Origin of the sequence: Bacillus sp. T3, assembly GCF_033449965.1 — a bacterium.
Lineage (GTDB): Bacteria > Bacillota > Bacilli > Bacillales > Cytobacillaceae > Bacillus_BU.
Window position 1 is genome coordinate 1,658,701 of record NZ_CP137761.1, and the last position, 15,066, is coordinate 1,673,766.

General features: G+C 39.2%; 12 protein-coding genes and 2 pseudogenes. 12 read left to right on the plus strand and 2 right to left on the minus strand.

The features are described 5' to 3' along the window. Nucleotides 1–271 precede the first annotated feature (271 nt). The 6 genes from RGF10_RS08575 to mntR all read left to right on the plus strand — a co-directional run bounded on the left by RGF10_RS08575 (nt 272) and on the right by mntR (nt 5,913). Nucleotides 272–571 (plus strand): hypothetical protein, encoded by a 300-nt coding sequence (locus RGF10_RS08575; protein ID WP_318508635.1) that lies wholly within the window; start codon nt 272–274, stop codon nt 569–571. Between the two features lie 172 nt (nt 572–743). Next, on the plus strand, nt 744–977 hold the full coding sequence (locus tag RGF10_RS08580) for a FeoA family protein (RefSeq protein ID WP_412176720.1): 234 nt from the start codon (nt 744–746) through the stop codon (nt 975–977). Continuing rightward, nucleotides 970–1,701: a FeoB small GTPase domain-containing protein gene (locus tag RGF10_RS08585; RefSeq protein ID WP_318508637.1), complete on the plus strand. Its 732-nt coding sequence runs from the start codon at nt 970–972 to the stop codon at nt 1,699–1,701. The genes RGF10_RS08580 and RGF10_RS08585 overlap by 8 nt, the downstream gene beginning before the upstream one ends. Continuing rightward, nucleotides 1,676–3,076 carry a nucleoside recognition domain-containing protein gene (locus tag RGF10_RS08590; RefSeq protein WP_412176721.1) on the plus strand — a complete coding sequence of 467 codons (1,401 nt, stop codon included), beginning with the start codon at nt 1,676–1,678 and terminating at the stop codon, nt 3,074–3,076. Before RGF10_RS08585 ends, RGF10_RS08590 begins: the two co-directional genes overlap by 26 nt. Nucleotides 3,077–3,230: 154 nt before the next feature. Beyond that, entirely contained in the window at nt 3,231–5,405 is a 2,175-nt protein-coding gene (locus tag RGF10_RS08595; protein ID WP_318508639.1) for a DNA topoisomerase III, read from the plus strand. A 73-nt stretch (nt 5,406–5,478) separates the two neighbouring features. Then, nucleotides 5,479–5,913: a transcriptional regulator MntR gene (mntR, locus tag RGF10_RS08600; protein WP_318508640.1), complete on the plus strand. Its 435-nt coding sequence runs from the start codon at nt 5,479–5,481 to the stop codon at nt 5,911–5,913. Nucleotides 5,914–6,581: 668 nt separating this feature from the next. On the opposite strand, the gene RGF10_RS08605 is transcribed toward mntR, so the two are convergent. Next, the gene (locus RGF10_RS08605) at nt 6,582–6,803 is read right to left on the minus strand and encodes a DUF3892 domain-containing protein (protein ID WP_318508641.1); all 222 of its coding nucleotides are present in this window, start codon (nt 6,801–6,803) and stop codon (nt 6,582–6,584) included. A gap of 136 nt (nt 6,804–6,939) precedes the next feature. On the opposite strand from RGF10_RS08605, the gene RGF10_RS08610 reads away from it, so the two are divergent. Continuing rightward, nucleotides 6,940–7,617, plus strand: coding sequence for a class I SAM-dependent methyltransferase (locus RGF10_RS08610; protein WP_318508642.1), 678 nt, complete (start codon nt 6,940–6,942; stop codon nt 7,615–7,617). 62 nt (nt 7,618–7,679) lie between these two features. On the opposite strand, the gene metA is transcribed toward RGF10_RS08610, so the two are convergent. Next, the gene (gene metA, locus RGF10_RS08615; RefSeq protein WP_318508643.1) at nt 7,680–8,588 is read right to left on the minus strand and encodes a homoserine O-acetyltransferase MetA; all 909 of its coding nucleotides are present in this window, start codon (nt 8,586–8,588) and stop codon (nt 7,680–7,682) included. 149 nt (nt 8,589–8,737) lie between these two features. On the opposite strand from metA, the gene RGF10_RS08620 reads away from it, so the two are divergent. The 5 genes and pseudogenes from RGF10_RS08620 to RGF10_RS08640 all read left to right on the plus strand — a co-directional run bounded on the left by RGF10_RS08620 (nt 8,738) and on the right by RGF10_RS08640 (nt 14,991). After that, nucleotides 8,738–10,441, plus strand: a complete 1,704-nt coding sequence (locus RGF10_RS08620; RefSeq protein WP_412176690.1) for a formate--tetrahydrofolate ligase — start codon at nt 8,738–8,740, stop codon at nt 10,439–10,441. Nucleotides 10,442–10,478: 37 nt separating this feature from the next. Beyond that, complete coding sequence (locus RGF10_RS08625) at nt 10,479–11,009, plus strand: hypothetical protein (protein ID WP_318508645.1); 531 nt, start codon at nt 10,479–10,481, stop codon at nt 11,007–11,009. A 194-nt stretch (nt 11,010–11,203) separates the two neighbouring features. Further along, complete coding sequence (locus RGF10_RS08630; RefSeq protein WP_318508646.1) at nt 11,204–11,851, plus strand: HD domain-containing protein; 648 nt, start codon at nt 11,204–11,206, stop codon at nt 11,849–11,851. Next, nucleotides 11,848–13,732, plus strand: a pseudogene (locus RGF10_RS08635) (ABC-F family ATP-binding cassette domain-containing protein). The gene RGF10_RS08630 and the pseudogene RGF10_RS08635 overlap by 4 nt, the downstream one beginning before the upstream one ends. 118 nt (nt 13,733–13,850) lie before the next feature. Next, nucleotides 13,851–14,991: pseudogene (locus RGF10_RS08640) on the plus strand (conserved virulence factor C family protein). The last annotated feature ends 75 nt before the right edge of the window (nt 14,992–15,066 follow it).

Genomic DNA, 15,066 nt, shown 5'->3' on the forward strand with positions numbered 1-15,066 from the left:
TTATTAACAAAACCGGAAATAAATTCTGTTAATGATGATTTTAATATACATGAACAAATGGCTTCAGTCAAGGGATGAAAACGCTTTACTTAGCTGTGCAAGGACCTCGAAAATACCCTGGATTATAATGAAGAGAAACGACAATTTTCCCTATATTTATCCCTCATTTTCTCATCATTAAGAGTTTGTTTCATAATATTTTGCTTTTCTCATATGTTTATATAAAGAGAATAGCGCTATTAGATAGAAAATTTTCGATGAGGGTGAGTTTATGTATCGTATTTCGATTGAAGAGGAAAAATGGATCTTTCGATTTTCGCCACATCTTTCCATCGATGCTGATGAAAGAGACGCAATTGTTGCCCCATTATTGAAGATTGGAAGCGCGCTTAATAAGTATAGTCATGGAGATTCGTTTGTGATAATGAATGAAAAAATAGGTATGATTGTTTGCAGAGTGGAGAAGATTCCTTCGCTAATCCTCATCATTTCCGCAGTTGTACCAAAGGAAAATTGGTTTGTTCAACAGGACGATGACCTTCACAAATACACCCCAGGAAGACTCTCATAAATTATTTTTCAAAAACCGACATCCAAATGTCGGTTTTTTTTTGAACAAATTTATTTTCAAAAAAAGATAAAATTGTTGACGAAATAAGCATATAAATCATATTATAAATAAAAAGTTGCACTAGGTAAAAATTATAGACCAGGAGGAAATAGTTGTGGACAAAGTGAAAAAAATGAATCTATTTGAAGGTCAAAAGGGTGACTTAATAAAAATTGAAGGAATGTCTATCGAAGGAATAATGAGACGAAGATTATTAGATTTGGGATTTGTTCCTGGGGCAGTTGTAGAAGTCGGAAGAAAAAGTCCGCTGGGTGACCCAATCGCATTTCGTGTAAGCAACACAACGATCGCTTTAAGGATGGAAGAAAGCAAAAACATCTTTGGGGAGCTGGTGAAGGATGCATAGTCATTACAGAATTGCTTTGGCTGGAAATCCAAATACAGGAAAAAGTACGTTGTTTAATCTATTGACTGGCTTGAAGCAGCACACTGGAAATTGGGCCGGAAAAACCGTCGATCTAAAAGAAGGATTCTTTTCTCATAAAAATATACAGTACAGTTTAATCGATTTACCGGGTACGTACTCGCTGTTTTCCAATTCGTTGGATGAGGAAGTCGCGCGTAATTATATCGTGTTTGATAAACCAGATATTACTCTTGTGGTTGTTGATGCAACGGCAATTGAACGCAATTTAAATCTTGTTTTACAAGTGCTGGAAATGACAGAAAAAGTAATCGTTTGTATTAATTTAATCGACGAGGCAGAAAAACGGGGAATTAACATAAATGAAAGTATGTTAATGAGACAATTAGGAGTCCCTGTAATCAAACTTTCTGCCCGAAATAAACTTGGAATTTCCACACTTTTAGATACGATCGATCGTCTATTAACAGGCGCAATCTCATGTTCTCCTAATTTGCTAACCTATGATGAAGAAATGGAAATGAAAATCAGTAAATTGGAAAAAGAAATTAAAGCCTTATTTGCCGATAAGATACCAGCTAGATGGCTTGCTCTTAGGCTTCTTGATGGGGATATTACATTAATTGATGAGGTGAAAAAAAGACTTTCTAACTCGACAAGGGGAGGTACTAGTTATGGGTATGCAAAATACGGACAGCAGTCTTGACCAACGATTAACTTCACTCCTTCATGAGGCGACAGAAATGTCTTCTGCAGATTTCCGCGATAAAATGGTGACGCGAATTTATCAGAGAAGCAAGCAGCTCACTAACGACATTGTCAGCTACAAGGGGACGCATAAGGATACGCATTCTGAAAAGCTTGACGCCATCTTTACATCACCAATTTGGGGCTTTCCAATCATGCTCACGATGTTAGGTGTATTGTTCTATTTAACCATTGCTGGTGCAAATATTCCCTCTTCATTACTTGCGCAGTTTTTTGGCTGGATTGAAGGTTATATAACATCGTTTTTTACCTTAGTTGGAGCACCTGATTGGGTTCACGGCCTGCTCGTACTAGGTCTTTATCGAGGAACTACCTGGGTAATAAGTGTCATGTTACCGCCGATGGCTATTTTTTTCCCAACCTTTGCACTATTAGAAAATTACGGGTATTTACCACGTGTTGCCTTTAATATGGACCGTTTATTTAAACGGGTTGGGGCGCATGGGAAGCAATCATTGACGATGGCAATGGGGTTTGGATGTAATGCCGCTGCGGTTATGTCAACGCGAATCATTGAATCACCGAGAGAAAGGATGCTCGCTATCCTAACCAATAACTTTGTTCCATGTAACGGGCGCTGGGGTACCCTGATTGTTCTCTCCTCGCTATTTATGGCAGCTGGTTTTACAGGTGGAATGGCATCTCTTGTGACGACCGCCGCCATAGTTGGAATTGTATTATTTGGAATAATTGTCACGTTTTTTGTATCTTGGGTGCTCTCAAAAACCGCATTGAAGGGTGTGCCAACTCATTATACATTAGAGCTGCCACCCTATCGAAAGCCTAAAATATTTGATACCGTTATAAGAGCCTCGCTGAATCGTTCTCTTTCCGTGTTAGTTCGTGCAGTTAAAGTAGCAGCCCAGGCTGGAATATTAACCTGGGTATTAGCAAATATTGATGTACACGGTCAAAGCTTGTTGCTTTACATTGTTCATTTCTTAGATCCCATTGCACAGACACTCGGACTTGATGGTTTTATTTTGATGGCATTTATAATTGGTTTGCCTGCTAATGAAATCGTCTTGCCTATCCTCCTAATGGGGTATTTGTCTACTGGAGCGCTAATTGAAGTGGACGAAATCCAAGATTTAAAGAATATATTTATTGAGCATGGCTGGACGTGGTTGACCGCTTTGAATATGATGCTGTTTTCATTGCTACATTTCCCATGTGGAACAACTTTAGTGAATGTTTATAAAGAAACAAAAAATGTAAAGTGGACGTTTCTGTCCTTTTTAATCCCAACAGTTATTGCCGTAGTTGTCACATTTGTGATCGCACAAACTGCGAGATTGCTAGGTTGGGTATAAGATTAGTTTATCCCTCAATCCGGTTTCATTAAGCGATTGGGGGATTGTTTTTTGAAATTTAGAACAATACCACCCCTGCGAAAATTATTTTGCGAAGTTCAAAAATTATCCTTACAATGGAACTATATGAAACTAGAAGTTAAGGAGTAGGCTAATGAAACTCATAATCGCTGAAAAACCAGATCAAGGATCAACACTGGCCTCCGTTTTTAAAATGAAAAAGCAGCAGGGTTTTATTGAAATACTACCAAATGAAATCTTTACAAATGGAGCGTTTGTTACCTGGGCTGTTGGACATGTATGCCAGCTTGTCAATCCAGAGAAATATGATGGAGGCTGGAAAAAATGGTCATTAGAAACGTTGCCCATGATACCCGCACAATTTCAATATGAAGTGACCAAGGATAAGGCGAAGCAATTTGCGATTATCAAAAAACTGGTCAATGACCCTAGGGTAACATCGATTATTCACGCAGGTGATGCTGGGCGAGAAGGTGAATTAATCGTCCGCAATATCTTACGTTTAACAAAATGTAAAAAACCGATGCAAAGGCTGTGGATCTCTTCCTTAACAGCAAAATCAATTAAGGAGGGCTTTCAGTCATTACTTGACGAATCTGACACGCGAAATCTATATTTCGAGGCTTATACAAGAGCATGTGCGGACTGGGTTGTTGGGATGAATGCGTCAAGACTTTACAGCTTATTATTACAAAAAAGAGGTTTCTCTGACGTGTTTTCGGTAGGTAGAGTCCAAACTCCAACATTGGCCCTTATCGTTAAACGGGAACATGAAATTGAGAATTTTGTCTCTGAACCGTTTTGGGAAGTTCAGGCTCATTTTGTGGTAGAAAAGAAAAAATATACCTGGAAATGGGAAAATGATGGAGAATCAAGGATTAAAACGAAAGAGATGGCTGAAAAAATTGCTGCATTTTGCCAAAATAAATCTGCGGAAATTTCTGAAGTTAAGGCTGAGAAAAAAGAGTATATGCCCCCGCTTTTATACAATCTTTCCGCTCTTCAAGCTGATGCCAACCGCAAATTCAAATTCCCACCTAAAAAAACATTGGATGTCCTGCAAAAGCTGTACCAGAAAGGGATTGTCTCCTATCCCCGGTCCGATTCGCGCTATGTGACCAAAGGAGAAGCGGAGACCTTTCCGGAAACGTTGAAAAAAATTTCCAGAATTGCCGATTACGCAAGTTTGTTCCCGCTACCGGTTGAGTCGATTACGGATAACAAACGCTATGTGAATGACAAAAAAGTAACGGACCACTATGCTATTATTCCTACAGAGCAGGTCCCGCTGCTTAGTAAGCTTTCTTCTGATGAATTGCAATTATACGATATGATTGTCCGAAGTCTTATTGCCGCACATTATGGAAAATCGGTTAGTGAATATACAACAGTTAAAACGCTTGTTGACGGAAGAGCAATATTTCTGTCAAAGGGAAAAGTGGAGCTTGAGGAAGGTTGGCGCAAGGTTTTACCGCAAAAGGAAAAGGATGGTGAGCCTGAACTACCGCATTTAGTCCAAGGCGAGCAAGGCGTTGTTAAAAAGATCGATGTAAAAGAGAGTGCAACACAGCCACCCAAGCGCTACACCGAAGGGCAATTAATCACCTTGATGAAAACAGCCGGAAAGCATATTGAGGATAAAGAGCTCGAGAAGGTATTAATGAAAACGGAGGGGTTGGGGACGGAAGCTACCCGAGCCGGAATCATTACGATGCTTAAGGATCGAAAATATATCGAGGTAAAAAAGAATCTAGTCTATGCAACGGCCAAGTCGAAAATCTTAATCGCAGCAGTAGGGAACCAAATATTGGCCTCACCTGAAATGACAGCGAAATGGGAACAACGGTTAAAGGAAATATCGGAAGGGAATGCTTCACCCAAGCAATTTATGGAGCAAACAAATAGAATGGTCAGCCATTTAATCAATGCCAGTGCAAGTGAAGCGAAGGAATGGCTTTTTTCTGAAGCAGATCAGCAAGGGTTTGTTCCAAGAGAGGTAAAGCAAAAAAGAATGGTAAAGCTAGGCCCATGTAAAAAATGTGATGGTGCTGTGGTTGATAAAGGGTCGTTTTTTGGTTGCTCAAATTACAGCAAAACGAAGTGTAATTTTACCATTTCAAAAAAAGTACTTGGAAAAAACATAACCCAGCAAAATATTAAAAAGCTATTAAAAGATGGGGAAACTGATGTCATTGAAGGATTTACCGGAAAAGAAAAAACCTTTAATGCTAAGCTTTCACTCAGTGAGCCAGATTTAAAAATAAAATTTGTATTTGATGAGCAGTTTTTAAATGACGAGGGCAGATAAGGGATTTTGCCTTGTCAGTCATTGCCACTTATAGTAAACTTTTCATTGATTAGTGATTATGGGAGGGTATCGGATGCCGACACCAAGTATGGAAGACTATATTGAACAAATTTATAAACTAATAGAAGAGAAAGGCTACGCGCGTGTTTCTGATATTGCGGAAGCGCTTTCTGTCCATCCCTCTTCCGTAACGAAAATGGTTCAAAAGCTTGATAAGGATGAATATTTAGTATATGAAAAATATAGAGGCCTAGTCTTAACGAAGAAAGGCCATAAAACAGGAAAACGACTTCTCTACCGCCATGAGTTGCTTGAACAATTCTTAAGAATTATCGGTGTCAAAGAGGAGAATATTTATCAAGATGTTGAAGGTATCGAGCATCATCTTAGCTGGGATGCGATCGATCGCATCGGTGATCTAGTCCAATATTTTGAAGAAAGTACAGAACGTACTCAATCATTACAATTGATTCAACAACAAAATGAACATGATGATACAGAGCACTAAGATAATAAGATGAAGCAAGAGGCTGACTCGATCGATTAAGGGTTCCGTGGTCGGGTGATTTCTTATTAAAAGACATAAGATTTGACGTATGAATTGGCATACGTCTTTTTCTTTATTATTCAAGGTTCTATGAAATTTCATTAACTTTGACATAGCAATTGACATCATTTTTAATGATGGACAATAAGTATGGTTCAATGAATAAAGAGGGATAAAACGTCTGTAATTTTATTGCCGTTTTGAAAAGCAATTTTATTGATTTTTAAGGTTGCTGATTCCCCCTTCCGCACTTATCGGTTGGGGATCAGATCGGATTAATCACCAGAGCTGATAAATAGAGGGAAAAATTTCGCTTATTTAGTAATTATTACTTAAAAAGGCTTAAATAGAGGAAGAAATTCCGCCTATTGGCTCGAAAAATTCGAAAATAGAAGATTTTTCTTTGCATAAGGGGAAAAACTTCCCTTATTTACCCCAAAACTACCTCCATTTTGGATTTAAAGGGAAATTCTTCGCTTATTTTACTTTTGCTGGTTACTCGAATCTAGATAAGACTTCATAGTTAAAGAGAGTGAGTTTGTCCAAACAAATACGACTGTCATTTCGGCACATATTTTAAGAAAAGCACTTCAAAACGGAACCGCTGACTCGATCGAGTCGCCTCTTTCTTAGTAAAATTCTGGATATGTTTCGAATGATGGATCATTCATTGGAGTAAGGTAAGATGTTCCATTTGTTGCCTCTTGTAATTGAACACCATTAATTATTCCTTCCTCAGCCTCAATAAGAGCCTTGCGATACGATATGATTCGCCCCTCTGATGTCTGGAAACTCAAAATTCCCCCATTTTGATTGCGATGAACAGCAATTAAAGTTTCTGTAACATTCATACGATCATTCCTCCTTTCTGCTACAGTGTTTCAGGATTTCCATTTTTATAAACACAAAGGAAAAAGTCTTTTTATGGCGAATTATTTATAGAATAATCAAAAAATTAAAACAGTTTGAGTGGATAGGGGGATTTTAGTGGGATTTTATTGGGCTGAAGCAGCAAAAAAAGAATGGAATGAACGGGCAAATTCCTGGCATGCAAAAAGCAAGGAAATGTGGGAAACAGGAAGCCGAAAGGATATCGTAGCGTTTGTTAAAGAGCATGTACCCACCTATGCGAAGATTTGTGATTTAGGGTGTGGAGATGGATATGGCTCTTTTAAGTTAGCAGTAAATGGCTTTGAAGTAATTGGTATTGATGTATCTGATGAAATGATTGAAAAGGCGAGAAGCTTTGAAAAACCTGGTACCTTGGATTTTTTTAAAGGAGATATTGCAAGTTTGGCGTTCCCGAGTCAAAGCTTTGATGGAATTATCGCGATCAATTCGCTAGAGTGGACAGAAAGTCCTTTAAAGGTTTTACGGGAAATGAAAAGAATTATAAAGCCAGGCGGTAGAGCCTGTGTCGGTATATTAGGGCCAACTGCAGGTCCGAGAGAGAATAGTTATCGTCGTTTGTATGGAGAAAGTGTAGTCTGTAATACGATTATGCCTTGGGAGTTTGAACGGCTTGCATCTGAAAATGGGTTTCAAAAAACAGCCGAATTAGGTGTGTTTAAACGTGATACTGAAGACCTACAAAAAGGCACGTTATCTAAAGAAATCATCCAAGCGCTTACATTTATGACTGTGTTTATGCTAGAGAGTCTATAAATGGCTATAAGTTCAATCCAAAAGAGCTCCGTTTATTTAACGGAGCTCTTTGCCTTACTCTTTCATGACCACTCGTACGGTGTTTCTTGGTATACATAGTAGTTTAACCAGTTTGAAAATAGTAAATGAGCATGGGACCGCCAACGATTCAATGGCTGTTCGTTAGGGTTATCGTTCGGAAAATAATGCTTAGGTGGTTCAATATCGATGCCTTTTTGAACATCGCGTTGATATTCTTCAGCTAATGTACCCGTTTCGTATTCTAAATGACCTGTAACCATGATTTGCTTTCCGTTATTTGCGCTTACAATAAAAGGACCAGCTTCCTCAGAATAGGATAAAAGCTTAAGTTGTGTATTTTCTACAATTTCTTGTTTAGACACATCAGTATAACGAGAATGTGGTGCTAAATACTCATCATCAAAACCTCGTAATAATTTTTCTGAACGGTCCAATACTCTGTGTGCGAAAACACCTGAGCATTTTGCCGGTAATTCAAATTTCCCAATACCAAAATGGTAATAAAGTGCGGCCTGAGCTCCCCAACAGATGTGGAGAGTTGACGTTACATTGGTGGTGGACCAATCCATAATTTGTGTTAACTCATTCCAATAATTAACATCCTCGAAGGACAAATGTTCAATTGGCGCACCCGTGATGATCATTCCGTCAAATTTCCGACTTTTTATTTCGGAAAAGGTGGTATAAAACTGATCAAGATGATACTTGCTAGTATTTTTTGAAACATGCGTAGCCGTCTTTAAAAAGGTTACATTTACCTGTAAGGATGTATTTCCCAATAAACGCAGCAATTGCGCTTCTGTCCGCTCTTTTTCTGGCATCAAGTTTAGGATCAGTATATTTAGCGGGCGAATATCCTGTTGCATTGCCCGATCATCATCCATGACGAAAATATTTTCAGATTCTAGGACATCCCTGGCAGGAAGTCGCTTAGGTAATTTAATAGGCAAATGATCATCCCCTGTACGAAAATTCAATTATTTCTATTATAAAGAAAATATTGAGTTTATTTCAATAAAAAGATATTGTTGCAGAATATTTTCAATTAGAAAAGCGAATTAATGGTAAAATAAAATAGCCAATAACATGAACAATCACCATGGAGGAATTGAACGTGACAGTAACGAGTAAACCAAAATCAGATATTGAAATCGCTCAACAGGCAAAAATGCTGCCAATCGTTAACATTGCGACTAGCTTAGGGCTCGGTGACGATGATATGGAGCTATTCGGAAAATATAAGGCAAAGCTATCCTTTCAGGGATTAGAAAAGATACATAAGAATAAGGATGGAAAAATAATATTAGTGACCTCAATCAACCCAACCCCTGCGGGTGAAGGAAAGTCAACTGTCACGGTTGGACTAGCTGATGCCCTCCACTCACTTGGGAAAAAAGTAGTCATTGCGATGCGCGAGCCTTCCCTTGGGCCGACGATGGGAATGAAGGGCGGAGCGACGGGCGGTGGATACGCACAGGTGCTGCCGATGGAGGATATTAATCTCCATTTTACTGGTGATATCCATGCAATAACAACAGCAAATAATGCCTTGTCTGCACTGATTGATAACCACCTTCAGCAAGGGAATGAATTGAAAATTGATCCACGCAGAATTGTTTGGAAGCGGGCATTGGATTTAAACGATCGTTCATTAAGACAGGTTTTAATCGGCCTTGGCGGACCTACACAAGGGATTCCCCGTGAGGATGGATTTGATATTACGGTTGCCTCTGAAATCATGGCAGTGTTATGCTTGTCAACATCTATTTCAGATTTGAAAAAGCGCTTGGCTCAAATTGTAGTGGCATATAATTATGATAAACAACCGGTAACAGTTGGTGATCTGAAAGTACAAGGAGTGCTAGCTTTATTATTAAAGGATGCGGTCAAGCCGAATCTTGTCCAAACAATTGAGCATACACCCGCGTTAATTCATGGAGGACCATTTGCAAATATCGCACATGGCTGTAATAGTATTATCGCCACAACCGCTGCTGCCAAATTGGCGGACTATGTCGTAACCGAGGCTGGATTTGGTGCAGATCTGGGAGCGGAAAAGTTTTTACATATAAAATCAAGAAGTGCCGGAATTGAGCCTGAAGCGGTTGTGATTGTGGCAACAATTAGGGCATTAAAAATGCATGGAGGTGTAAAGAAAGCTGATTTGCACCTAGAGGATTTACAGGCGTTACGCGCAGGTCTTTCGAACTTAAAGAAGCATGTTGAAACGATCCAAAGCTTTGGATTGCCATTTGTCGTCGCAATTAACCGTTTTGTAAGTGATAGTGAAGCTGAGATAGAAGAATTACTTGACTATTGTTCTCAAGAAGGTTACCCTGTCGCGCTAACAGAGGTGTGGGAAAAAGGTGGCAAAGGTGGAGTCGCTCTTGCAAATGTACTTTTGAATGTTTTGGATAAAAGTACACCATCGTTCCGACCTTTATATTTATTATCTGATTCGATTGAAGCAAAAATTCGAACGATTGTTCAAAAGGTATACGGCGGAAGAGATGTTGAGTTTTCCACTAAGGCGAAAAACCAAATGAGTTCATTCACTGCTAACGGTTGGGGGAATTTACCGATTTGTATGGCAAAAACGCAGTATTCCTTGTCTGATGATCCGAATCAATTGGGACGACCAACAGATTTTGTCATCCACGTTCGCGAATTGAAGCCGGCAATTGGCGCTGGATTTATTGTCGCCTTAACAGGTGATGTAATGACAATGCCAGGCTTGCCAAAGCAACCAGCTGCGATGAATATGGATGTAGATGAAAAAGGAAATGCACTAGGTTTATTTTAACTTAATTTAACATTTAATTAGATAGGGGGGAGCGAAGATGTTCGATCCGACAGCTTTTGAAAATCTTAAGGTTGTGATTGAAGGTGCTGTTTATGATAGAGACCTGGGTGGGGAAATACTCGTCACTGACCGGGAAGATATAATGAATTTGGCAAAGCTAGGAAGAACCTTTGAAATTTCATTTATTGATCAAAATAGCAAAGGGGATAAGGTGACTGCAATCCTACTTCTTGAAGCAAAAATAGAAAATTTAGCAGCGGAGCTCCTACCTCAAGCCTTGTCCGAAAAACATGCGGGTTGTCATATAACAGTGAAATTTAATTGTATCCATCCTAATGATCTTTCTTTTTACAAGAAAATAGATGGCATTTTAAAGGATATTTGGGGCAATAGCCGTAAAATTGATCAACGAATTCTGTTAAACCCTTTTGATATTAAGAATGACATAACGAATGAGATTACAATCCATTTCAATCGACTCATCTATGAAGATCAAAGTGCCGATATCATCAGCATGGTCGACTTCATGATTACCTCAATTAGAGAGTTAAAGAAACTATTTCAATAAGTAATGAACGAAAGGTGCTCGAGTCAGGGCACTTTTTTGTTTTGTATTTGCTAGTTAAAGCTGATTTTTGACTATTAAATATTTTGATGATTGGAGCACCTGGAGCGGAAATCAACAAACAAGTTTGACAGAGCCTTATCATTAATTTCATTGTTCGTGATACAATAGAAAGCGGACTGAAAGTAGGTGGAAACATGAACAATGAATTAGTGAAAAAAGCAGAGGATTTTGTCAAGCATGCACTTGGGCAGGATTCTTCGGGTCATGACTGGTACCATATTGATCGTGTCCGCAAAAATGCATTATATATAGTAGAAAAAGAACAAAAGGGCGACCACTTTGTGGTCGAGATGGCTGCACTTCTTCATGATATCCCTGATGATAAGCTTAATGAGAGTGAAGCAGAAGGCTATAAAAAACTAAATAGCTTTTTTGATGGAGTTACGATCAACGAGGAAGTTAAACTCCACATTCTTGAAATAATCTCGACCATCTCCTTCAAAGGTGGACGAATGATCGATCTCCCTTCAATAGAAGCAAAAATTGTCCAGGATGCTGATCGCCTAGATGCGATTGGAGCAATTGGTGTAGCCAGAGCCTTTGCATACGGCGGTAAGAAGGGAACTCCACTTTATGATCCCTCTATGGAGGTTCGGGCAGAAATGACATTGAATGAGTACCGGAATGGACGCTCCTCTACTGTTCACCATTTTTATGAAAAATTATTGTTATTAAAGGATCGTTTACATACGAATACGGCAAAAAATATCGCAGAAAAACGCCACCAGTTTATGGAGAACTTTCTGCATCAATTTTATAATGAATGGAATGGTCAAGCTTGAAAATGATTTCGATTGAAAACGTCTCAAAAACCTATGGGGAAAAAAAGCTATTTCATGATCTTGCCTTTACAATACAAGAAAAGGACCGGGTTGGGTTAATTGGTGTAAATGGAACCGGTAAGTCCTCCCTGTTAAAGATTGTTGCCGGGATTGATATAGCCGATGAAGGAGAAATTATCAAGGCAAAGGATTACCAAGTTTCGTATTTATCTCAAGCTCCTGGACCTAACAGGCGATTTAACGGTTCTTGAGCAAGTGTTTAAAGGGGATGCACCGATTTTAAGACATCTTAGAGAATATGAACAGGCTTTATTGGATCTTAATGAGCGCCCTGATAATGTAGCTGTGCAAGAGCGATTGTTTGATTTACAAAAGCGAATGGATGCAGAAAATGCATGGGATGCCAGTGCGAATGCTAAATCGATCCTTACAAAGCTTGGTATTAGTGACTTTCACAAACAAGTTGGTTCACTTTCAGGCGGGCAGAAAAAGCGGGTTGCCTTAGCACAGGTTTTGATTCAGGCACCTGATTTATTAATTTTGGACGAACCGACAAACCATTTGGACTATGATTCTGTAAAATGGCTTGAGGACTATTTAAGTCGATATCAAGGAGCTCTTTTACTCGTTACCCATGATCGGTATTTCCTAGATCGGGTTACAAACCGGATGTTTGAATTAGATAAAGGCTCTCTGTATGCGTATAAAGGAAATTATGCAGCATTTCTTGAGGCAAAAGCTGTCCGTGAGGAAAATGAAGCCGCCACAATTGAAAAACAAAGAAATCTCTATCGTCGTGAATTGGAATGGATCAGGCGTGGAGCTCAAGCGCGAAGCACAAAGCAAAAAGCACGTATTCAGCGCTTTGAGAAACTAGATGACCAGCTTGCCTCTGTTAAAGGTGCTGAAAAATTAGACCTGTCCTTAAATGGTAGTCGATTAGGAAAACAGGTATTTGAATTGAAATCTGCATCAAAGCAGTATGGCAGTCTTACAATCTTGAAGGAATTTGATCTGTTGATCAAACCAGGTGACCGAATTGGAATTATTGGACGCAATGGAACAGGAAAATCAACTGTTCTTAATATTTTAGCTGGCAGGATCCCGTTAGATTCCGGCGAAAGATTGATTGGACAAACGGTAAAATTAGCCTACTATACACAAGAAAACGAAGACATGGATGAGAATAAAAGAATGATTGAATATGTAAAGGAAACGGCTGAGGTGATTCATACTTCAGATGGAAAAACATTATCGGCAGCACAAATGCTCGAGCGTTTCCTGTTTCCACTCAATACCCATGGAACCTTGATCCGAAAGCTGTCAGGTGGGGAAAAGCGTCGTCTCTATCTATTGAAGCTATTGTTGACCGCACCAAATGTACTGCTGCTAGATGAGCCAACCAATGATTTGGACACCCAAACCTTAACCGTATTAGAGGATTATTTAGAGGAATTTCCAGGTGTGGTATTGACGGTTTCGCATGATCGTTACTTTTTAGATAAGGTTGCAGAACAGCTTTTGGTCTTAAAAGGAGAGGGACTAATCGAAAATTACTTCGGAAGCTATACAGACTATTTAGAAAAACAAAATACGAAGCCGACAGAAAAAATCGATTCCTTTTCAGAAAAAACGGTTCAATCAGACAAGCCGAAAAAGAAAAAGATGACCTATATGGAAAAGAAAGAATGGGAAGAAATTGATACAAAGATTGAGATGGTGGAATCACGAATCGAGGAAATTTCCGTGGAAATAGTGAAAACTGGAAGTGATTTCACAAAAGCACAATTATTAATGGAAGAAGAGAATAGCTTGAACGAGCAGCTTGAGCAACTCATTGAGCGGTGGAGCTATTTGTCAGAGCTGGCTGAGAACGAATAATGAGTGGTTAGGCTATTACAAAAAGCTCTATCCAAAGCTAAAAGCATGAAAACCAATTGGGCTATATGATAGAATCATCTTGATTAACACTACGTTAATGGTGAAAAGGGTGAGGAAAATGAAGATTTCGGCTATCGAGCCTACTCCTAGTCCAAATACGATGAAAATTATTTTGGACGAAGAATTACCAATGGGGAAAAGCAATAATTATAAAAAAGATAGTAGTCAGGGTGCACCACCAATTATTCGTAGCATTTTAGCTATCGATGGGGTTAAAGGTGTGTATCATGTCGCAGATTTTTTGGCTGTTGAACGGAATGCAAAATATGATTGGACGGAAATACTACCACAGGTTCGAAAGGCGTTTGGTGAGGACACAACACAAGCGACTGTAGCCGCAAAAATGGTTAATGAGCACTTTGGTGAAGTGAATGTTCAAGTTCAAATATATAAAAATATCCCGATGCAGGTGAAGTTATCATCCAGGTACAGAAACATTACGGGTTGGATTACCAGAAATGTTTGCTGAATCCGTAGCGAAGGTTCAAAAGCCGGAGGATAATGTAGTGATGATGCGGCGTTGGAAGGAATATGGTGTCCGCTATGGAGATTTAAATAGCATTGGTCAGGAAGTAGTGGAAGAGTTACTAGCAGCCTACCCAAATGAAAGGCTCCATTCCATTGTAGAAAATGAAACCAATCCAGTCTTGGACAAAAGTTTAAGTCGTAAGAAATCTCGCGTGAAAGTACGGATAGATGATTTAGATCATATTGATTGGCGTGTGCGGTACCGCTTGTTAGAGCAAATGGATGAACCTACCTTAGCTGATTTGCCTATACTAGATAAAGCTTTAAGAGACGAAAAAGCATCAATTCGTAGATTAGCTACAGTTTATTTGGGAATGATTAAGGATGAGAAGGTATTGCCTTATCTCTATCGTGCCTTAGCTGATAAAACGGTAACAGTGAGACGTACGGCAGGTGACTGTCTATCAGACTTGGGTTTTACCAAAGCAATCGATGAAATGATCAAAGCCTTAAAGGATGAAAGTAAACTAGTTCGCTGGCGCGCTGCGATGTTCTTATATGAAGCAGGTGATGAGCGGGCTCTCGAAGCGCTAAAAAGTGCTGAAAATGACCCTGAATTTGAGGTCAGTTTACAAATTAAAATGGCCATCGCAAGGATTGAAGGTGGCGAAGAGGCGAAAGGTTCTGTATGGAAACAAATGACCGAAGCCAGAAATCGCGACGAACAATGAACGAGCATTCAGAAATAATTAAGTTAAATAAAGTGTTAATGCTCTTATCCGTTGTTTGCAGTAAATGGAGTATGT